Source organism: uncultured Microbacterium sp., assembly GCF_947489255.1.
In the GTDB taxonomy this organism is placed as follows: Bacteria; Actinomycetota; Actinomycetes; order Actinomycetales; family Microbacteriaceae; genus Microbacterium; species Microbacterium phycohabitans.
The window spans coordinates 456,049-476,621 of record NZ_CANLCY010000005.1 but is presented as its reverse complement, the minus strand read 5'-3'; the positions used below and the strand labels follow the sequence as shown (position 1 = coordinate 476,621).

16 protein-coding genes are annotated in these 20,573 nt (G+C 71.4%); 10 read left to right on the top strand and 6 right to left on the bottom strand.

From position 1 onward, the window contains the following. Positions 1-86: 86 nt before the first annotated feature. The 4 genes from Q0818_RS15525 (at position 87) to Q0818_RS15510 (ending at position 4,354) form a co-directional block, all read left to right on the top strand. Positions 87-2,078: a metallophosphoesterase family protein gene (locus Q0818_RS15525; RefSeq protein WP_298876928.1), complete on the top strand. Its 1,992-nt coding sequence runs from the start codon at positions 87-89 to the stop codon at positions 2,076-2,078. Between the two features lie 59 nt (positions 2,079-2,137). After that, positions 2,138-3,196, top strand: coding sequence for a DUF916 domain-containing protein (locus Q0818_RS15520; RefSeq protein ID WP_298876924.1), 1,059 nt, complete (start codon positions 2,138-2,140; stop codon positions 3,194-3,196). A 94-nt stretch (positions 3,197-3,290) separates the two neighbouring features. Continuing rightward, a complete protein-coding gene (locus Q0818_RS15515; protein ID WP_298876921.1) occupies positions 3,291-3,923 on the top strand; it encodes an acyl-CoA synthetase in 633 nt (210 codons plus the stop codon). Then, on the top strand, positions 3,920-4,354 hold the full coding sequence (locus tag Q0818_RS15510) for an amino acid transporter (protein ID WP_298876918.1): 435 nt from the start codon (positions 3,920-3,922) through the stop codon (positions 4,352-4,354). The genes Q0818_RS15515 and Q0818_RS15510 overlap by 4 nt, the downstream gene beginning before the upstream one ends. Positions 4,355-5,204: 850 nt before the next feature. On the opposite strand, the gene Q0818_RS15505 is transcribed toward Q0818_RS15510, so the two are convergent. The 5 genes from Q0818_RS15505 to Q0818_RS15485 all read right to left on the bottom strand — a co-directional run bounded on the left by Q0818_RS15505 (position 5,205) and on the right by Q0818_RS15485 (position 12,569). Beyond that, on the bottom strand, positions 5,205-6,245 hold the full coding sequence (locus tag Q0818_RS15505; RefSeq protein WP_298876915.1) for a zinc-dependent alcohol dehydrogenase family protein: 1,041 nt from the start codon (positions 6,243-6,245) through the stop codon (positions 5,205-5,207). A 297-nt stretch (positions 6,246-6,542) separates the two neighbouring features. Then, positions 6,543-9,947 (bottom strand): discoidin domain-containing protein, encoded by a 3,405-nt coding sequence (locus Q0818_RS15500; RefSeq protein ID WP_298876912.1) that lies wholly within the window; start codon positions 9,945-9,947, stop codon positions 6,543-6,545. Positions 9,948-10,192: 245 nt separating this feature from the next. Continuing rightward, a complete protein-coding gene (gene purB / locus Q0818_RS15495) occupies positions 10,193-11,572 on the bottom strand; it encodes an adenylosuccinate lyase (protein ID WP_298876909.1) in 1,380 nt (459 codons plus the stop codon). 27 nt (positions 11,573-11,599) lie between these two features. Next, positions 11,600-12,106, bottom strand: a complete 507-nt coding sequence (locus Q0818_RS15490) for a low molecular weight protein-tyrosine-phosphatase (protein WP_298876906.1) — start codon at positions 12,104-12,106, stop codon at positions 11,600-11,602. 58 nt (positions 12,107-12,164) lie between these two features. Next, a complete protein-coding gene (locus Q0818_RS15485; RefSeq protein ID WP_298876903.1) occupies positions 12,165-12,569 on the bottom strand; it encodes a phage holin family protein in 405 nt (134 codons plus the stop codon). 102 nt (positions 12,570-12,671) lie between these two features. On the opposite strand from Q0818_RS15485, the gene Q0818_RS15480 reads away from it, so the two are divergent. The 6 genes from Q0818_RS15480 (at position 12,672) to Q0818_RS15455 (ending at position 19,089) form a co-directional block, all read left to right on the top strand. Continuing rightward, positions 12,672-13,757 (top strand): histidinol-phosphate transaminase, encoded by a 1,086-nt coding sequence (locus tag Q0818_RS15480; protein WP_298876900.1) that lies wholly within the window; start codon positions 12,672-12,674, stop codon positions 13,755-13,757. Then, positions 13,754-15,256, top strand: a complete 1,503-nt coding sequence (locus Q0818_RS15475; protein ID WP_298876898.1) for a glycoside hydrolase family 43 protein — start codon at positions 13,754-13,756, stop codon at positions 15,254-15,256. The genes Q0818_RS15480 and Q0818_RS15475 overlap by 4 nt, the downstream gene beginning before the upstream one ends. 89 nt (positions 15,257-15,345) lie before the next feature. Next, the gene (locus Q0818_RS15470; RefSeq protein WP_298876895.1) at positions 15,346-16,476 is read left to right on the top strand and encodes a thiamine pyrophosphate-dependent dehydrogenase E1 component subunit alpha; all 1,131 of its coding nucleotides are present in this window, start codon (positions 15,346-15,348) and stop codon (positions 16,474-16,476) included. Continuing rightward, a complete protein-coding gene (locus tag Q0818_RS15465; RefSeq protein ID WP_298876893.1) occupies positions 16,473-17,450 on the top strand; it encodes an alpha-ketoacid dehydrogenase subunit beta in 978 nt (325 codons plus the stop codon). The genes Q0818_RS15470 and Q0818_RS15465 overlap by 4 nt, the downstream gene beginning before the upstream one ends. Positions 17,451-17,517: 67 nt before the next feature. After that, a complete protein-coding gene (locus Q0818_RS15460; RefSeq protein WP_298876890.1) occupies positions 17,518-18,867 on the top strand; it encodes a dihydrolipoamide acetyltransferase family protein in 1,350 nt (449 codons plus the stop codon). A 24-nt stretch (positions 18,868-18,891) separates the two neighbouring features. Further along, on the top strand, positions 18,892-19,089 hold the full coding sequence (locus Q0818_RS15455) for a hypothetical protein (protein WP_298876887.1): 198 nt from the start codon (positions 18,892-18,894) through the stop codon (positions 19,087-19,089). Positions 19,090-19,092: 3 nt separating this feature from the next. Here Q0818_RS15455 and Q0818_RS15450 read toward each other — a convergent pair whose 3' ends face one another. Further along, a complete protein-coding gene (locus Q0818_RS15450) occupies positions 19,093-20,535 on the bottom strand; it encodes an MFS transporter (protein WP_298876884.1) in 1,443 nt (480 codons plus the stop codon). Positions 20,536-20,573 lie beyond the last annotated feature (38 nt).

Genomic DNA, 20,573 nt, shown 5'->3' with positions numbered 1-20,573 from the left:
CCGCCATTCACTCACTCGTCACCGACCGGGCGGAGCGTGGGAGGACCCGCCCGATCGCGGGTCCCCACAGAGAGAAACGGATCATCATGCTCCTTTCCGCATCGACGTCGCACGGGACGCGCACGCGCCGCCGTGCCGCGTGGATCGCAACGGCCGCGCTCGGCGTCTCGCTCGTGCTCTCGGGCGCAGCGACCGCACCGGCCGCCTTGGCCGACACCTCGGCGACGCTCTCCGGCGTCATCCTCGGTGTCGGCGCCGACGAAGCCCAGCGCATCGTCACCTGGTACTCCTCGGCCGACACCACGCAGTCGGTGCAGGTCGCCCCGACCTCGGCACTGGTGAACGGCGAGTTCCCCGCGTCGGCCACCACCTTCTCGGCATCCGGCACGGCCAACATCGCCAGCAGCGGCGGCTACAACCGCCACGCGACGATCACGGGTCTCGCCGAGAACACCGCCTACTCGTACCGCGTCGGCTCGGACGGCAACTGGTCGCAGACCTCCGCGTTCTCGACGCAGTCGTTCGACGGCGACTACGACTTCCTGTTCTTCGGCGACCCGCAGATCGGTTCGTCGGGCGACGTCGCGAAGGACCAGGCCGGGTGGCAGGACACGATGAACGTCGCCGTGAACACCACCCCGAAGGCCGAGCTGCTCGTCTCGGGTGGCGACCAGGTCGACTCCGCCAACAAAGAGGACCAGTGGAGCGCGTTCCTCGCCCCCGACGCCCTGCGTCAGATCCCGTGGGTCGCGACGATCGGAAACCACGACGTGGGCGGCAAGGCCTACGAGCAGCACCTCTACACGCCCAACACCGACCGCACGGGTGCCTACTACCGCAAGGGCGACTCCAGCATCGGCACCGAGTCCGGCGGCGACTACTGGTTCATCTACAAGGACACGCTGTTCATCGACCTCAACAGCAACAGCTACGCCACCTCTCAGGGCGGCGGCGGTGACGACGCGCACGTGGCCTACGTCACCGACGTCGTGAACAAGCACGGCGCCGAGGCGAAGTACACCGTGCTCGTGTACCACCACGCGATCTACTCGCCGGCCGATCACGCCAAAGACGCCGACAACAAGGTGCGCCGCGTGGACTTCCCGACGACCTTCTCGAAGCTCGGCGTCGACCTCGTGCTCCAGGGCCACGACCACAGCTACTCGCGCTCGTACGAGATCAAGAACGGCGCCAAGGCCAACCCCGACGAGAAGCCCGGTCAGGACGAGGTGTTCGAGGGCCCCGGTGGCGTCGTGTACGTCACCGCCAACTCGGCATCCGGATCCAAGTACTACGACATCACCGCTCCCGACAACAGCGGCACGAGCGGAGCCGGGAACGGCGCCGACCCGCTGAACCCGGCGAACTACTGGTACAACTCCGTGCAGAACCAGGAGCACGTCCGCACGTACGTCAAGGTCCAGGTGAAGAAGGACCAGCTCGTCGTGCAGAACATCCGCTCCGGCGACTGCTCGGCCCCGAACGCCGCCGTGGAGCTCAACCGCGTCGTGTGGTGCGGTCCCGACAACGGTGCGAAGCCGGCCGAGGCCGTCGGGTCGATCCAGGACGAGGTGACCATCCACCCCAACCACGGTGACGGCCAGGACATCCAGGTCGACGTGCCCTCGGGCGCCCCCGGCGAGTTCGGCTGGACGATCAACGGGCACAACGGACTGGTCGACCTCGGCACCGCCGAGGAGAAGAACCTGCAGTACTTCGAGGCCACCGGTCAGATCAACCCGATCTCCGTGACCGACACCCGCGCGAGCAAGGCCGCCTGGTCGGTCTCGGCATCCGTGGGCGACTTCGTCGACGGCGACAAGACGTTCGAGGGCAAGTACCTCGGATGGACGCCGAAGGTCGTCACCCCGGGTGCCGGTGCGGTCGCGGGCGCGGCCGTCGGCTCGGGCTACGACGGAGGCGCCGGTCTGTCGACCTCGCAGTCGCTCAGCTCCGCGCCGATGGGCCACGACCGCGGCGCCGGCGTCGTGGGCGCCGACCTCGACCTGAAGATCCCCAACACCATCGACAAGGGAAGCTACCGCGCGACCCTGACCCTCACCGCGCTGGCCGGCTGACCAGCGATCCGGGCCGGCGGGGAGCACCCCTCCCCGCCGGCCTCTCCCGAAGGACCCCCATGAACCTCTCCCCCCGTCTCGTCGCCCTGACCCTCGCGCCGCTGGTGACCGCGGCTGCGCTCCTGGGCGCGTCCCCCGCCGCGGCCGCGACCGACGACGTCAGCTGGACCGTGCGCACCGCCTCGAACGCGCTGGGCGCCGACCGCACGAACTTCTCCTACGCCCTCAACCCCGGCGCTCACCTCGACGACGGGCTCGTCGTGGCGAACCGCGGCACCGAGGCGATCGAACTCGACGTCTACGCCGCCGACGGCTACACCACCTCGACGGGCGCGGTGGATCTGCGGCTCGCCGCGGAGCAGCCCACCGGCGTGGGCAAGTGGATCGCCGTGCCGCAGCGGCACGTCTCGGTGCCCGCCGGGCAGACCGTCGAGGTCCCGTTCACCGTCGACGTGCCGGCCGACGCGACACCCGGCGACTACGCCGGCGGCGTCGTGACCTCGCTCACCGTCGCCGACCAGTCCGCGAACGTCAACGTCGATCGACGTCTCGGCATCCGGGCCGGCATCCGGGTGGGCGGTGACCTCGTGCCCGCCCTCTCGGTCGACGACGTGCGGGTGGACTGGGACGGCGGCGTCGTCCCCTTCCTGTTCGGCGATGCCACGGTGCACTACGGCCTCCACAACACCGGCAACGTCTCGCTCACCGCCGACGACACCGACGCCGTCGCGGGACCCTTCGGTCTGGGCCGCGCCGAGGCGGCACCGGATGCCGCATCCCCGGTGCTGCTGCCCGGGGAGACGTGGCCGCGCGACGTGCGCGTGTCCGGCGTGGCGGCGATGGGCCTGCTGTGGGCGTCGGTCACGGCGACCCCGACGGTCACCGACGCGTCGGGCTCGATCACCGCCCTCGACCCCGTCGAGGCGTCCGCGGTGGGCGCGGCCGTGCCGTGGCCGCTGCTCGCCGTGCTGGTGCTCGCCGTGCTCGCGGCCGTCTTCGGACCGCGGTGGCTGCGCGCGCGTCGCCGCCGCCGCCAGGAGGCCGAGGACGCCCGTGTCGCCGAGGCCGTCGCGCGGTCGCTGGCCGAGAAGGACGACGCCCTGTCGCACGCGGGGTGAGCGGGGGATATCTCGACGTCGGCGCACACGGAGGCCGCTCAGCCCCCGAGGAATAGACTGGATACCAACGTCATTCGCCCGTCGGGAACCCTCCGTGACCACTCCTCCTGCTGAACGCGCCTTCGATCTGCGCCATCTGCAGCTCGCGCGCGCCCTCTTCGCCGCCCTCGCGGCCGCGATGATCACGTTCTCGCCGGACCACTCCGCCGTCCTCGGTCTGATCGTCTTCAGCGGCTTCGCGCTGGCGACCGGCCTCGCGTGGGCGGCGTCGGCGTGGATCGTGTTCTCCCGTGGTGAGCGCGCCGTCCCGGCGCTGATGGCGGCCGTGTCGCTCCTGGCGGGATTGATCGCCAGCGTCGGCCCGTGGCGCACCACCGGCATGTTCTTCGGGCTGGTCATCACGTGGGCCGTCGTCTCGGGCGTGATCGAGCTCGTCGGAGCGCTCCGCGACCGCAAGGCCGGCCGCACCGCGGGCGTGCGCGACGGCGTGCTCATCGGCATCCTGGGCATCGTCCTCGGGGTCGTCCTCCTGCTCACCCCGATGCAGTACGCGCTCGACTACAGCATCACCGGCGCGGGGTCGTTCACCCTCACCGGGATCACCATCGCCGTGGGCCTCTTCGGCGGATACGCGGCGGTCATCGCCGTGTTCCTCGCGATCGCGGGCTTCTCGCCCCGCCGCACCGAGCCCGTTCCGGCCGTACCCTCCGAGGAGGCCGCGTCATGACCGACAAGCCCACCACCCGCAAAGACCTCATGAAGCCCGTCCAGCTGCTCGGGCTGGCGTTCGTCGCCGCCCTCTTCGCCGGCTTCGTGACCCTCATGTCGATGGGGTTCTTCCAGACGCGCCCCGCCGACCAGATCCAGCGCGCCCTCATCGTCGCCCTCGTGGCGGCCGGGGCGACGTTCATCATCGTGCTCGTGAGCGTCGCGCTCATGCTGCTCGCCGTCGACCCCTCGAAGGTCACGGCCACGGTGGACCGTCCGCTGCTCCTCCCCAAGGACGCCCCGGACGCCACCCCCACCGCCTCGGCACAGCCCGAGGCCCCGCGCGCCGAGGCCCCGCGCACCGGGGGCACCGCGCCGGATGCCGCGCCGCGGTCGGAGGGTTCGGTCCCCCCGCGTTCCGGCGACGACGGCGCCGCTCCCCGCGCCTGACCCTCGCGCCTGACCTTCCCGCGCCTGGCGCCTGGCGCCTTGCCCGGCGCCTTGCTCTGCGCCCGGCGCCTGGCCCTGCGCCTAGCGCCTTGCCCGGCTCCTGGCTCTGGGCCCGGCGCCTGGCCCCGGCCTTGCCGGTGGCGCCTGGCGTCCGGCTCCTTCCCCTTCGCCTGGCCCCGCACCTGAGACTTCAGCGCCTGGCCACCACGCCGCGTCGCCGCGTTCGCTGGGCGTGCTCGGGCGGGCGTCGCTGCTGAGCGCTGTCGAGGCGGCATCCGTCCATCGCTTCGCTGCTTCGTCGATGCTCAGTCGCTGCTGCGCGGCACCGGCGCCGCGGCGGTACGCCCCTCCACCCTTGTCCCACTTCTGGCGGTGTGTGTCCCACTTCTGGTGGGTGTGAGGGGCGTTGACCGGCCATAAGTGGGACATGGATGCGAGGGTCTGGGTCTCGCGCGGTGCCGCCATTGCGTTCGCTCAGCGCCTCGTCGGTACAACTGGGCAGCCCTGTCCCACTTCTGGCGGTGTGTGTCCCACTTGTGGTGGGTGTGAGGGGCGTTGACCGGCCATAAGTGGGACATGGATGCGAGGGTCTGGGTCTCGCGCGGTGCCGCCATTGCGTTTGATCAGCGTGCACCGGTGCAGCTGGGCAGCCTTGTCCCACTTCTGGTGGTTTGTGTCCCACTTGTGGTGGGTGTGAGGGGCGTTGACCGGCCATAAGTGGGACATGGATGCCAGGGCGCCGCACCGCCCCGCGCGCGCCCGCCGCGCCGCGCTCGCCCGCACCGCCGCGTTCGCCCGCCGCGCCGCGCTCGCCTGCCGCGCCACCCGCGCGCTGCGCCGCGCGCTGCGCTCAGGCGCGCCGCGGGTCGATCATCGTCATGCCGGCCGGGGAGGCGGCATCCATCGCCGGAAGCAGGGTCGCGGCCTCGCCGAGACCGATCACGCGCTCGATGAGTTCCTGGGGGCGCAGGGCGCCGCTGTCGATGAGCGAGAGCATCTCGGGGTAGTCGACAGCGGCCATGCCGTGGCTGCCGAGCAGGTCGAGCTCCCAGGCGATCACGCGTGCCATCGGCATGGCGGTCAGGCCGTCGTCGGTGGGGAGCAGGCCGATCTGCACGTGCCGGCCGCGGCGGCGCAGGCTCAGCACCGCGTCGCGAGCGGTCTGGGCGCTTCCGACGGCGTCGACCGACACGTGGCTTCCACCGCCGGTGATCTCGTGCACCGCCGCGGCGATGTCGGTCTCGCCGGCGACGAGCGTGTGCTCCGCCCCGAGCCGGCGGGCCGCGTCGAGAGCCGCGGGGGTGCGATCGACGACGATCACCCGCGCGCCGAGGGCGACGCCGATCATCACGGCGCTCAAGCCCACCCCGCCGGCCCCGACGACCGTGACCCACTCGCCGGCCTGCACGCGGGCGCGGCCGGTGAGGGCGCGGTAGGCCGTGGCGAAGCGGCATCCGAGGGCCGCCGCCGCCTCGAACGAGACGCCGTCGGGGATGCGCACGACGTTCGTGTCGGCCGCACGCAGCACCACCCGCTCGGCGAAGCTGCCCCACTGGGTGAAGCCCGGCTGCTGCTGGTCGGGGCACACCTGCGCGTTTCCGCCCCGGCACCACTCGCACGCGCCGCAGCCCATGACGAAGGGCACGGTTACGCGGTCGCCCACGCTCCAGCGCTGCACACCCTCGCCGACCTCGACGATGATGCCGGCCAGCTCGTGACCGGGCACGTGGGGGAGGGCGACGTCGTCGTGACCGACCCACGCGTGCCAGTCGCTCTTGCAGAGTCCCGTCGCGTGCACCTCGACCACCACGCCTCCGGCCGGCGCCGACGGCGCGGGGACCTCGCGCACCGCGAGGGGCTCGGCCAGGGCGTCCATGATCATCGCGCGCATGGCATCCATCCTCTCAAGCGGTCGGGCGCCGCCCGCGGCGACTCCCGGACACGCGATCGCCCCGGACACGCGATCGCCCCGGGCACGCGGTCGCCCTGGACGCCCGGTCGTACCGGATGCCCGCTCGCCCCGGCGCCCGGCGCCCGGCGCCCGGCGCCCGGCGCCCGGTCGCCCTGGACGCCCGGTCGCTCCGGATGCCCGATCGCCCCGGACACGCGATCGCCCCTCACACGCGGTCGCCCCGGACACACGATCGCCCCGGAACCGTCGCAACGGTCCCGTGGCGATCGAGGGGCGTCAGGCGCGGCGGCGGCGGACGAGCACCAGCGCGGCACCCGCGATCACCGCGCCGAGGGCGATCACGGTGAGGGCGAGGGGCGGCTCGGTCCCGGTGAGTGCGAGGCCGCCGGGGGCGGAACCGGATGCCGCGCGGTCGCCGGCCGGTGCAGACCCCGCCCCGTTCCCGCCGGGCGTCGTGCCCGCGCCGTTCCCACCGGGCGTCGTGCCCGCCCCGCTTCCGCCGGGCGTCGTGCCGGGGTCGGTGCCGCCGGGCGTGGGTCCCGGGTCGGTGCCGCCCTGGGCCGTGACCGTCACCTCGGCGGTGCGGACCTGCTCGACGTTGCCCGCGACATCCGTCGATCGGAACGACACCTGGTACGTCCCCACCGTCGTGAGGGCGATCTCTGTCCCGGTCGTCCACGTCGAACCCGCGTCGAGCGAGTACTCCGTGGAGGCCACACCGGAGGTGGCATCCGTCGCCTCGAGCGTGACGACCTGACCGCGGGCGATGACCGGAGCCGCGACGTCGGGGAGGACCAGGGTGCGGGTCGCCGCGGCGGCATCCGCGACGCTCGCTCCGGTCACCGGTGCGGTCGCGTCGATGCGCACGGTCAGCGACCCCGAGACGCCCTCCTGCTCGACGTCGTCGAGCAGAGCGCGGTAGTCGACGAGGTGTGCGCCGTCTCCGGTGACCTCGAACGTCGTGCCGTCGACCCAGTCGCCGCCGTCGGTGCGGTGCTGCACGATGACCTGGTCGTTACCGTCGTGCGAGAGCTGCACCGCGACCGGTCCGCGGTACCAGCCGGTGGCCGGCGCTTCGGGGGAGAGCATCGGGGTGATCGCCGCGATCCCTCCGGCTTCGGGGACGACGATCTCCGGGATCTTCAGGTACGACCCGGGGGTCGCGAAGGTCAGGCGCAGGCCCGTGGCGAGCACCTTCGTGAACGACAGGGTCGTCTCGGTGCCGTTCACGACCACGGGAGCGTCGCCGGTCGGAGCGACCGGGGTCCACTCGCCTCCCGGAGTCCGATACTCGGCCGAGACGCCGGTGATCGAGCCCTCGATGTTGGTGAACGAGACGTGGTCGAGGCGGTGGATCTCCATCGTCTCGAGCGTGAAGGCCGCGGCATCCTGGAATCCCGCATCGGTCCAGGTCGACCACTGCGTGTTCTGCTTGCCGTCGCACGCGTTGGCGGCGGGCATCGTGGCCCACTTCGTCTGGTGGAAGGATGCCGAGACCGTGGCGTCGCCGCCGCGGCACACGTTCGGGATCGAGGCGTTGCCCCAGACGTCGACCTCCGCGATCGACTGCCAGGTGTTCGCCTCGCTCGTCAGCCGCAGACGCAGGGCGCTCGCCGCGGGCAGGGCGCGGGCGTCGATCACGGCCACGGGCGCCGCCTGCGTGGCATCCTGAGCCAGAGTCGCCCCCACCTCGGTGTCGACCCAGGCGCCCGAGGAGTCGCGGTACTGCGCCTGGATGCGCGAGGGCCACGTCGCCGTGGAGCCGTCCTTGTAGGTGTGCACGACGATCGAGTCGAACGTGCGGGTCACGCCCCAGTCGAACTGCAGCCAGCTGTCGCGCGGATAGCCGTTGCCGGTCCAGTCGTCCCAGCCCTTGCCGGTGGGGTTGCCGTCGACGATCGTGCCGACGAGGTCGTTGCGGCTGGATGCCGACACCGTCGCCTCGGAGGCGATGTCGGCGATGCCGGGCTCGGTGACGGTGATCGTGCGCTGGAAGCTGCGCCCCACGGTGAAGTCCGCGTCGGCGGCGAGCGTGCCGGTCACCGTCTGCGGGCCGAGAACGCTGGTGTCCACCTCCGACCACGTCACGGCGACGGCCGACACCGTTCCGTTCGAATCGACGTTCACCGTCGCGGGCAGGTTCGCGGTGGTTCCACGGCGCACGGTCTCGGGCACCGCGTTCGGGGTGAGCGACCAGGTGCCGTGGCCGAAGCCCTTGTCATCCCAGTACGAGGCGTCCCAGCCGTCGCCGTAGCGCGCGGGGTCTTCGGCGGCGGGGTTGTGCATCTCGAGGCGGCCGTTCTCGCCGACCGTGAGCGGCAGCCAGACGTAGGTCGAGTCCGACTGTCCCTCGTTCCAGCGGTCGCCCATGTAGACGAACTTGCCCGGCTCGAGCTCGAAGACATTGGTCGACTGCGAGCCGAACGTCGAACGGTTCGTGTCGCCGACCGAGAGAAGGCCGTCCGAACCGTCGGGCATGCTGGCGTACCAGGTGTTCTCGTTGGCATCGCCCGCCTGGACGCCGCGGATCCACGTGCCCATGAGGCTCTGAGCGGTGTAGTAGGTCTGCGGGTTCGGGGCCCACCCGGTCGCGCCGGAGGCGATCGCGGTGTAGGTCCCGTCGCGCTCGAAGATGGCGGGTGCCTCGAGGTAACCGCACTCCTTCACGATCTGGAAGTCCTCGCCGCGCACCGGAGCGTCGGCCGTGCCGTCGGCGAAGACGTAGGGGTAGCGGCCGTCCTCCGAGTACTGGTGCACGTCGAGGGTGTCCGAGTCGGTCGTCTTCACGACGTTGGTGTAGCTGTCGTCGAGCTCGGCGATGTAGAGCGAGGAGTTCTCCTCGGACGAGTACGAGATGTAGGCCTTGCCGTCGTCATCCTGGAAGACGGTCATGTCGCGCGCCTGGCCGGGAACGGCGTACTGCGAGCAGCCCTTGTAGTCGGTGCGGTTCGGCATGCGGTAGGCGCCCACCATGCGGAAGGGGCCGGTCGGCGAATCCGACACGGCGACCGCGGCCATCGAGCGGGCGTAGGTGCTGCCACCGGGCTCGGTGCGTCCGTCGGCGTGCCACCACATGACCCACTGACCGGTGGCGTCGTTGTGCAGCACCTTGGGGCGCTCGAAGATGGCGGTGTAGTCCGCCGAGCGCTGCGAATTCAGGTGGTAGGCGAGCGCGTCGATCTTCTCGTTTCGCGGCTGCCCGTTCTCGTCGACGGTGTCGTAGAGGTTCTCGAAGTACGGGGTGAGCAGGTCGTCGCGCGTCGTGATGCTGCGCAGGGCGTCGCCGAGGTTGGTCCAGTTCATGGCATCCGTCGAGCGGTAGACCGCGACGCCGGGGCTGTTCCAGTACCCGTTCGTGCGGTCTTCGCCGTACCAGTAGTAGACGGTCTGCCCGTTCTCCTGGGTCGTGACGACCTGCCCGCCGTGCGCCTGGATGTGCCGGCCGTCGGTGTCGTACCACTTCGGCTGGAAGTAGTCGCCGGAACCGCGGCCGGGATCGGCGAGCGGCTCGAACTTCGCGTACGTGACCGGCGGGTCGACGCGCGGCACACCGTCGTTCGGATCGGTGGGCACGCCCGTCGCCGCGGCGGCAGCGAGGGGGGATGCCAGCGCCCCGGCGAGAACGGCAGCGGTGGCGGCCGCGAGCAGGCGTCGGAGGGGGAGGGGGTGTCGATGCGTCATCGCGTCTGTTCCGTTCCGTGCCGCGACGATGCGACACACGTCGGCCGAAGCCAGGGGATGTTGACGTCAACACTACGGCCCGGCCGCGCGTGAAGTCCAGAACAGTTACGCGCCGAGGTGTCGGGCCGTCATGACCCGCGGAGGAGCGTGCACGACGGCGGGCCCGACGCCCGACACGCCGTGCGGCCGGCGCTGGACGCGGCGTGTCGGTGGCATCGCCTGCCGCTGTGTACGCCCCTTGACGGTTACAGCGAGTCGACCACCCGCGACGCGAGGCCCGCGTACGCCGCGGGGGTGAGCGCGAGAAGGCGGTCCTTCGCGGCGTCGCCGATGTCGAGTCCGCGCACGAAGTCCGCGAGCTCGGGGCCGCCGACGCGGCGTCCGCGCGTGAGGTCCTTCAGCAGGGCGTAGGGGTCGGTGATCTGCGAGCGCCCCGCGGCGATCTCGGCGCGCACGACGGTCTGGATCGCCTCGGCGAGGACTTCCCAGTTGGTGTCGAGATCGGCGAGCAGCACGTCTTCGGCGAGCGAGATCTCGGTGAGACCGCGCTGCAGGTTGTCGAGCGCGAGGAGCGAGTGACCGAAGGCGACGCCGATGTTGCGCTGCGTGGTGGAGTCGGTGAGATCGCGCTGCATGCGGCTCGTGACGAGCGTGGATGCCAGGGTGGCGAAGAGCCCCGCGGCGATCTCGAGGTTGGCCTCGGCGTTCTCGAAGCGGATCGGGTTGATCTTGTGCGGCATCGTCGACGACCCGGTCGCTCCCGCGACGGGGATCTGCGTGAAGTAGCCGAGCGAGATGTACGTCCAGATGTCGGTCGCGAGGTTGTGCAGGATGCCGCCGGCGTGACGCGCGCGGTCGTATAGCTCGACCTGCCAGTCGTGCGACTCGATCTGGGTGGTCACGGGGTTGAAGCCGAGCCCCAGCGACTCGATGAACGAGCGGGTCAGCTCGGGCCAGTCGACGTCGGGCTCGGCCGCGACGTGCGCCGACCACGTGCCGGTGGCGCCGGAGAACTTCGCGAGGTACTCCCCGGCATCCAGCTGACGGATGACGCGCTCGAGGCGCCACGCGAAGACGGCGATCTCCTTGCCCATCGTGGTGGGCGTCGCGGGCTGGCCGTGCGTGCGCGAGAGCATCGCGGCGTCGCGGTGCTGGACCGCGAGCTCGGTGAGGGCAGCGGTGACCGAGCGCAGCTTCGGCAGCCACACGCGCTCGACGGCCCGCTGCACGGTGAGGGCGTAGGCGGTGGAGTTGATGTCCTCGCTGGTGCACGCGAAGTGCGTGAGCTCGGCGAGGGCGGAGAGGCCGAGGCTGTCGAGGCGATCGCGCACGAGGTACTCGACGGCCTTCACGTCGTGGCGGGTGACCGCTTCCTTGTCCTTCAGCCACGCGATCTCGTCGGCGCCGAACTCCTCGTAGAGCGCGCGCAGCTTCGCGCGGTCGGCGTCGGACACCGGCGAGGTGCCGAAGAGCGACCGGTCGGTCAGGGCGAGCAGCCACTCGACCTCGACCTCGACGCGGGCGCGGTTCAGGCCCGCCTCCGACAGGTAATCGCCGAGTTCGGACACGGCACCGAAGTAACGGCCGTCGAGCGGGCTGAGGGGCTGCGGAGGCAGAGCGGACACGGGTCTCCCGGGGGTCGCGCGAAAAGGTCAGCCCGCGGAACGGATGGCGGGCTCGAGCTGCCGGAACAGGGCGCGGCTGGCGCGTTCGATCATACCGAGCACCTCGTCGAACATCGGCGGGCCCGCGTAGTACGGGTCGGGAACGTCGAGGGTCTCGGCATCCGGCAGGAACGACTGCAGCAGGGCGATCTTGTCGGCGTCGTCGTCGCTGCGCGCCCAGCCGCGCAGCACGCGCTCGTGGCTGCGGTCGAGGGCGACGACCAGGTCGTTGCGGTCGAAGTCGGCGAACTGGAACTGCCGCGCGCGGTGCGCGGACCCGTTGTATCCGAGGCGCTCGAGCGCGTGGAGCGTGCGGTGGTCGGCGCGTTCGCCGACGTGCCAGTCGCCCGTGCCGGCCGAACTCGACGAGATCCGGGCGCTGAGCCCCGACGTCTCGGCGATGCGCCGGAAGACCACATCGGCCATCGGCGACCGGCAGATGTTGCCGCTGCAGACGAACACGACGCGGAAGGGCGCGTCGGCACTCGCGGTCATCCCTCCATCATGGCGGGGAAGCGCTCCGCGCGCATCAGTGGGCTGCGCGCGGCGGCCGTCAGCGTCGCGCCCGGTCGTCGCGCCGCGGACGCAGGATGCCGCCGAGCACGGCGTTGATGATGCCGATGAGCAATGCGGCGACGACCGTCAGCCAGAACTCGCCCGTGCGCAGACCCCAGTCCCCGTTCTCGGTGATGACGCCCGTCAGCCACAGCAGGAAGCCGTTGATGACGAGCGAGATGAGCCCGAGGGTGAGGATGTACAGCGGGATCGCGACGATCTTCACGACCGTGCCGACGAGGGTGTTGACCAGGGCGAAGATGAGGCCGACGACCAGCACGGTGAGCGCCACCTGCAGCCCCTCCCCGGGGGCGAACGGGATCAGCGTCACCTGCAGCGCGGGCAGCAGGGTGACGATCCAGATGGCGAAGGCGTTGACGGCGACGCGGACGACGAAGCGCATGCCCTCATCGTGGCACGCGCAGTCCCTTCGCGGCAGGAATCCCTCCACCTGGGGAGGAGGGGGGTCTGACGCGCGGCGACGTCTCGCGGTTAGGCTCGCGATGTGAGCGAAGACCCGGTCCTGCCCCGCATCCGTCCCGAGATCGCTGCGCTGCCCGCGTATCGGCAGGGCAAGCAGGCGAGCCCCGACGCCTTCAAGCTGTCGAGCAACGAGAACCCCTTCGAACCCCTACCCGGGGTCCTCGACGCTGTCCGGGCCGCGGGGGCGTTCAACCGCTATCCGGATGCCACGGCCGCGCGCCTGCGCGAACGCCTCGCCGCGCGCTACGGCGTCTCGGCCGACGAGGTGCACGTCGCCGCCGGGAGCGTCTCGATCCTCGCCCAGCTGCTGTTGGCCACGTCGGGTCCGGGAGACGAGGTCGTGTACGCGTGGCGCTCGTTCGAGGCGTACCCGTCGCTGGTCGCCGTCGCGGGCGCGACGAGCGTGCAGGTGCCGCTGACCGCCGACTTCCGTCACGACCTGCCCGCGATGGCGGATGCCGTCACCGAGCGCACGCGCCTGGTGATCGTGTGCAGCCCCAACAACCCCACCGGCCCCACGGTCGGCTACGACGAGTTCGTCTCCTTCGTCGATCGGGTGCCGCGCGACGTGCTCATCGTGCTCGACGAGGCCTACGCCGAATTCGTCACCGACACCACCTCGGTCGAGGGCGGTCGCGTGCGCGCCGTGCTGGCGCGTCCGAACGTCGTCGTCCTCCGCACGTTCTCGAAGGCGTACGGCCTCGCGGGTCTGCGCGTCGGCTACGCCATCGGTCACACCGGCGTGCTCGACGCCGCGCGCAGCACCGCGATCCCGCTGTCGGTGACGGCGGCGGGCGAGGCGGCCGCGCTGGCGAGCCTCGACGCCGAGAGCGAGCTGCTCCATCGCGTCGCGGTCATCGCCGAGCGTCGCGACCGTCTCGTCGAGCGCCTGCGCGAGACCGGGTGGAACGTCCCCGACGCCCAGGGCAACTTCGTGTGGTTCGCGGCCGGAGACCGCACCGCCGAGGTCGCGGCCGCCTTCGAGGAGGCCGGGCTCATCGTGCGCCCGTTCCCCGGCGACGGCATCCGCGTGTCGATCGGCGAAGAGGAGTCGCTCGATCGCGTCGTCGAGGTCGCAGTGGCCACCTCCCCGACCGCTCGGGCATGACCGTGGAGCGTGGCGGCGGGCGCGACGCCGCCACGACCCCGATCATCCCGGGGTTCTCCCCCGACCCCTCGGTGTGCCGGGTGGGCGCGGACTACTACCTCGCCAACTCGTCGTTCGAGTACGCCCCCGGCATCCCGATCTGGCACAGCCGCGACCTGCGCACGTGGACGCAGCTGGGCAACGCCCTCGACCGGGAGAGCCAGTTCCCCGCGGGGGCCTCGGCCGCGAGTCGCGGGATCTACGCCCCGACGCTCCGCCACCGCGACGGCACCTTCTACCTGGTCACGACGAACGTCGACGCGCCGGGCGAGCAGATCGTGGTCACGGCGACCGATCCGGCGGGGCCGTGGTCGGATCCGATCGTGCTCACCGGTCTCGGCGGGATCGACCCCGACCTCGCGTGGGACGACGACGGCACGTGCGTGCTGACGTACTGCGGTCTCGACCCCGCCCTGCGCCCCCACGGCGGCGATCTGCCGGTCATCGCGCAGGCGCGCGTCGACCTCGCGCGCGGCGAGGTCCGGGAACGCCCGCGGGTCGTGTGGGGAGGGACGGGGCTCGCGCACCCGGAGGGGCCGCACCTCTTCCAGCGCGACGGGTGGTGGTACCTGCTGATCGCGGAAGGCGGCACCGAGCGCGGGCACGCGGTCTCGGTCGCCCGCTCGCGCGCGATCGACGGACCCTTCGAAGCGGCCCCCGCCAACCCGATCCTCAGCCGCCGCAGCACCTCGTCCCCGGTGCAGAACACCGGCCACGCCGACCTGGTCGAGCGCCCCGACGGCACCTGGGCGATGGTGTACCTGGGTGTGCGCCCGCGGGGCTTCAGCCCCGCGTTCCACGTCAACGGTCGCGAGACCTTCCTCGCCCGCGTCGAATGGGTCGACGGATGGCCGGTCGTCCATATCGACGATGTGCTCCCCGCTCCGGCCGACACGGCCTTCATCGACGACTTCACCGGCCCCCTCCACCCCCGCTGGGTGTCGCCCGGCGCCGCGTTGACGGCATTCGTCGAGCGGGCGGCCGGCGGTGGACTGCTCCTGCGGCGCATGGATGCCGCCACCGGCGCGCCCGCCGCTCTCTCCGCGCGCACGCGCGACCTCCGGTGGCGCTACGAGGCTCGGGTCGATGCCTCCGCGGGCGCGGTGGCGCTGCGGGTGCGTCTCGACGAGCGTCACTGGTACGAGGTCCGTCTCGACGCCGGCGCGCTCACGTTCGCCGCCCGGATCGGCCCGCTCAGCGTTTCCGACGACGTGGGCCGGGTCGACGGCGGGGCCGTGACCCTCGTCGTCGAGGCGGTGGATGCCACCGCCGACGGCCCCGACGACCTCCGCTTCGGCGTCATCGGCGCAGACGGCGAGCGGTGGCTCGCGCAAGAAGACGGACGCTACCTCTCCACGGAGGTCGCCGGTGGATTCACCGGCCGCACCCTCGGGCTGCACGCTCTGGGCGCTGAGCCGGCACGGATCCTGTCCGCGCGGTACTCTCCGGTGGCCGGGTAGGGCGATTTGTCGCATATCGACCCCGGTTCCCGGCATCCGTTGTGCACCTCATGCGGTCTCGCGCATGAGCCGGGCGTTAGCGTGGGTTCATGACCCCGCTCGACGACCCCGCTCTCGTGCGCGTTCTGGCAGCCGACGGCACGCTGGCCCCCACGCCCGCGGCCGAGCGCTACCTGCCGCTCATCGACGCCCTGACCGACGCCGAACTCGAGACCTTCTACCGCGACATGGTCTCGATCCGCGCGTTCGACGTGCAGGCCACCAACCTGCAGCGCCAGGGGCAGTTGGCCCTCTGGCCGCCGTCGTTCGGGCAGGAGGCCGCCCAGGTCGGCTCGGCTCGCGCCGCCCGCGCGCAGGACCACATCTTCCCCTCGTACCGCGAGCACGTGGTCACGCGCATCCGTGGCGTCGACCCGATCGACATCATCCGGCTCATGCGCGGGCTCACGCACGGCGGGTGGGATCCGACCGACCCCAAGAACGGCAACACGCACATCTACACGCTCGTGCTCGGCGCGCAGACGCTGCACGCCACCGGCCTGGCGATGGGCCTGGTATTCGACGGCAAGAGCGGCTCCGGCGACCCCGAGCGCGACGAAGCGGTGATCGTCTACTACGGCGACGGCGCCTCCAGCCAGGGGGACGTGCACGAGGCGATGGTCTTCGCCGCCAGCTTCCAGACCCCAGAGGTCTTCTTCCTGCAGAACAACCAGTGGGCCATCTCCGTCCCCGTCGCGACCCAGTCGCGCTCGCCGCTGTACAAGCGCGGCGAGGGGTACGGCATCCCGAGCCTGCAGGTCGACGGCAACGACGTGCTCGCCAGCTACGCCGTGTCGAAGACCGCGCTCGACGAGGCGCGTGCCGGCGGCGGCCCCCGCGCGATCGAGGCGATGACCTACCGCATGGGCGCCCACACGACCAGCGACGACCCCACGAAGTACCGCACCTCCGACGAAGAGAAGGCGTGGGCCGGGCGCGACCCGATCGCCCGCATGCGCGCGTTCCTCGAGGGCCGCGGCGCCTCGCAGCAGTTCTTCGACGACGCGGATGCCGAGGGCGCAGCTCTCGCCGACGACGTGCGCGTGCGCACGAACGAGCTCGGCACGATCCCGCGCGCCCACATGTTCGAGAGCGTGTACTCCGAGGCGCACGCGCTGATCCAGGAGGAGCAGCGCTGGCTCGACGACTACGAGGCGTCGATGGAAGGGGGAGCGCAGTGAGCGAGAACCTCCCGATCAGCCGCGCGCTGAACGCCGGCCTCCGCCGCGCGCTCGAGGCGAACGACCGCGTCCTGCTCATGGGCGAGGACATCGGCCCGCTCGGCGGCGTCTTCCGCGTGACCGAGGGCCTGCAGAAGGACTTCGGGCCGCGCCGCGTCATCGACTCGCCGCTCGCGGAGTCGGGGATCGTCGGCACCGCGATCGGTCTCGCGATGGGCGGGTTCCGCCCGGTGCTCGAGATCCAGTTCGACGGCTTCGTGTTCCCCGCGTTCGACCAGATCACCTCGCAGCTGGCGAAGATCACGAACCGCCACGAGGGCGCGGTGCGCATGCCCGTCGTCATCCGCATCCCCTACGGCGGACACATCGGCGCGGTCGAGCACCACCAGGAGAGCCCCGAGGCGTACTTCACCCACACCGCGGGACTGCGCGTGGTCAGCCCCTCGAACGCGAACGATGCGTACTGGATGATCCAGCAGGCGATCGACTCGCCCGACCCCGTCGTGTTCCTCGAGCCCAAGGCCAAGTACTGGCAGAAGGGCGAGGTCGACCTCGAGGCCCCCGCCCTGCCGCTGCACGCGAGCCGCATCGTCCGTCGCGGCACCGACGTCACACTCGTCGGCCACGGCGCCATGGTCACGACCCTCCTGCAGGCTGCCGCGCTCGCCGAGAGCGAGGGCACGAGCTGCGAGGTCATCGATCTGCGCTCGCTGTCGCCGGTCGACTACGGCCCGCTGCTCGATTCCGTGCGCCGCACCGGCCGCATGGTCTACGCGCAGGAGGCCCCGGGCTTCACCTCCCTCGGCTCCGAGGTCGCCGCGACCGTCATGGAGAAGGCGTTCTTCGCGCTCGAGGCCCCGGTGCTGCGCGTGTCGGGCTTCGACGTCCCGTTCCCGCCCGCGAAGCTCGAGGGCACCTACCTGCCCGACGCCGACCGCATCCTCGAGGCCGTCGACCGGTCTCTCGCGTACTGACCCCCTCTTCCCGCATTCCGTTGCGGCGACGCCGGTGCAATGCTGGCTCCTGAGCAAAGGACACACCGTGACCGAGCAGACCTTCGTCCTCCCCGACGTCGGGGAAGGCCTCACCGAGGCCGAGATCGTGCAGTGGCGCGTCGCGCCGGGTGACACCGTCGCCGTCAACGACGTGATCGTCGAGATCGAGACGGCCAAGTCGCTCGTCGAGCTGCCGTCGCCGTACTCCGGCACGGTCGGCGAGCTGCTGGCATCCGAAGGGTCCACCGTGGAGGTCGGCGCCCCGATCATCACGATCGGAGCAGCGGATGCCGGCACCCCGATGCCCGCGGCGCCCGCCACGGTTCCCGAGCCCAGCGACCCCGGCGGAGCGGTGCTCGTCGGCTACGGCACGGGCGGCGCGGTGTCGTCGCGTCGTCGCACCCTTCGACAGGCTCAGGGACCGTCTGCGGAGCGCCCCGTGAAGGCCTCGGTCGGCGTGGTCGCCAAGCCCCCGATCCGCAAGCTCGCGCGCGATCTCGGCGTCGACCTCTCGGCCGTGACGCCGAGCGGCCCCGCCGGCGAGGTCACCCGCGACGACGTCGTGAAGCACGCCGAGCAGGCGAGCGTCTTCCGCAACATCGAGACGCCCGCGTGGGGCGAGGTGCGAGAGGAAACGATCCCGGTCGCCGCTCCCGTTGCGACCGCGCCGTCGGCATCCGCCCCCGTCGACGACGCTCGCGAGGAGTCGATCCCCGTCCGCGGCGTGCGCAAGGCCACGGCCAACGCGATGACCTCGAGCGCCTACTCTGCCCCGCACGTGTCGGTGTGGGTCGATGTCGACGCGTCGCGCACGATGGAGCTCGTGAAGCGCCTGAAGGCTTCGCCCGACTTCGCCGACGTGAAGATCTCTCCGCTGCTGATCATGGCGCGCGCCGTCATCTGGGCCCTGCGCCGCACGCCGATGATCAACGCCGCGTGGGTCGACACCGAAGACGGCGCGCAGATCTCGGTGCGCCATTACGTCAACCTCGGCATCGCCGCGGCGACGCCCCGCGGGCTCCTCGTGCCGAACATCAAGGACGCGCAGGCGATGAAGACCCGCGAGCTCGCCAAGGCCCTCGAGACCCTCACGCTGACCGCGCGCGAGGGCAAGACGAGCCCGGCCGATCAGACCGGCGGCACCTTCACGATCACCAACATCGGCGTGTTCGGAGTGGATGCCGGGACCCCGATCATCAACCCCGGCGAGGCCGGCATCATCGCGCTCGGTGCGATCCGCCAGAAGCCGTGGGTCGTCGACGGCGAGGTGCGCCCCCGCTGGGTGACCACCGTGTCGGGTTCGTTCGATCACCGCGTGGTCGACGGCGACGGGATCTCGCGGTTCATCGCCGATGTGGCATCCGTGCTGGAGGAGCCGGCGCTGCTGCTGGACTGAGGGCCGACGCGTAGCGTGGATGCCATGGACCGTGAGGCGGAGAGCCAGGAGGAACGGGCGCTGCGCTCGTTGCGCGCGATCGACGGCGGCGCCGACGTCGGCGCCGAGGCCCTTGCTCTGGCGAACGAGTTCACCGATCGTCAGACCGGGCGGGTGACGGCGTGGATGCGGCGGACGTTCGGCTCGCGCGGTCGGTCGACGGGGGCGTCGGACGAGGGCTGAGCCTCACTCGGGAAGAGACGCGCGCGCCCCGCTCGGGTTCTCCCGCGTCGGAATGAGCAGCGCCAGCACCAGAGCGATCGCCGCCGCCCCGATGCCGAGCACGAACGACACCTGGAACGCCTGCGACGTCGGCACGCGGGTCTCGCCGTCGCCGGTCGACAGCGTCGCGAGCACGACGCCGACGATCGCCGCGGCGGTACTCGTGCCGAGGGAGCGGGCGAGGGCGTTGAGTCCGTTCGAGGCGCCGGTCTCGCTCGGCGGCACGGCGCGCATGATGAGCATCGGCATCGCGGCGTACCCGAACCCGATGCCGAAGCCGATCAGGATGTTGGCGACGACGAAGTGCCAGACCTCGGTCGAGAAGATCAGGCTGAAGCCGTACGCGAGGATGAGCGAGATCGACCCGGCGACCAGCAGCACGCGCGGCCCGATCGTTCGAGCGAGGGTCCCGGAGATGGGGGAGAGCACCATCATCACCAGGCCCGACGGCATGACGACGAGGCTCGCGGCCAGCAGCGACAGGCCCAGTCCGACGCCCGTCGCCACCGGCAGTTCGAGCATCTGCGGGTAGGCGACGTTCGAGGTGAACAGCGCGAAACCCATGGCGATGGATGCCAGGTTCGTCAGCAGCACCGGGCGGCGGGCGGCGACCCGCAGGTCGAGCAGCGGGTTCTCGACGCGCAGCTCGAACCAGCCCCACAGCAGCAGCACGGCCACCCCGCCGATCGCGAGCGACAGTGTGAGCGGAGAGGTCCAGCCCCACGTGTTGCCGCGCGACACGGCGAGCAGGACGCCGATGAGGCCGACGGCCAGGCCTACCGCGCCGAGGTAGTCGAAGCGTCCGGCGGTGCGGAGCACGCTGACCGGGACGATCCAGAGGATCAGCGCGAAGACGACGGCGCCGAGGGCTCCGGCGATCCAGAACAGCCAGTGCCAGTCGGTGTTCTCGGAGACCAGTGCGCTGATCGGCAGTCCGAGTGCGCCGCCGACGCCGAGCGTCGCGCTCATCAGCGCGATGGCGCTGTCGACGCGGTTCTCGTGCAGCACGTCGCGCATGATCGAGATGCCCAGCGGCACGACGCCCACGATCGCGCCCTGCAGGGTGCGGCCCACGATCATGCCGACGATGCCGGTCGACAGGGCGGCGACCACCGACCCGAGGATCATCACGACCAGCAGCACGAGCACGATGCGCCGTTTGCCGTACATGTCGCCGAGCCGGCCGGCGATGGGGGTGATCACGGCCGCGGCGAGCAGGGTGGACGTCACGACCCACGCCGTGTCGTCGCGGGAGGCGTTCAGCAGCTGCGGGAGCTGCGACTGGATGGGCACCACCAGGGTGAACATGAACGACGAGCACAGTCCCGCCAGCGCCAGCACCAGCACGACGAGCCCCTGAGGGCTGTTCCGGGAGAGTCTTCTTCGCGCGTTCTCATCCCGTGACATCGCCTTCCAGGCTATCCGCCTCGGGGGAGGAGTCGGGC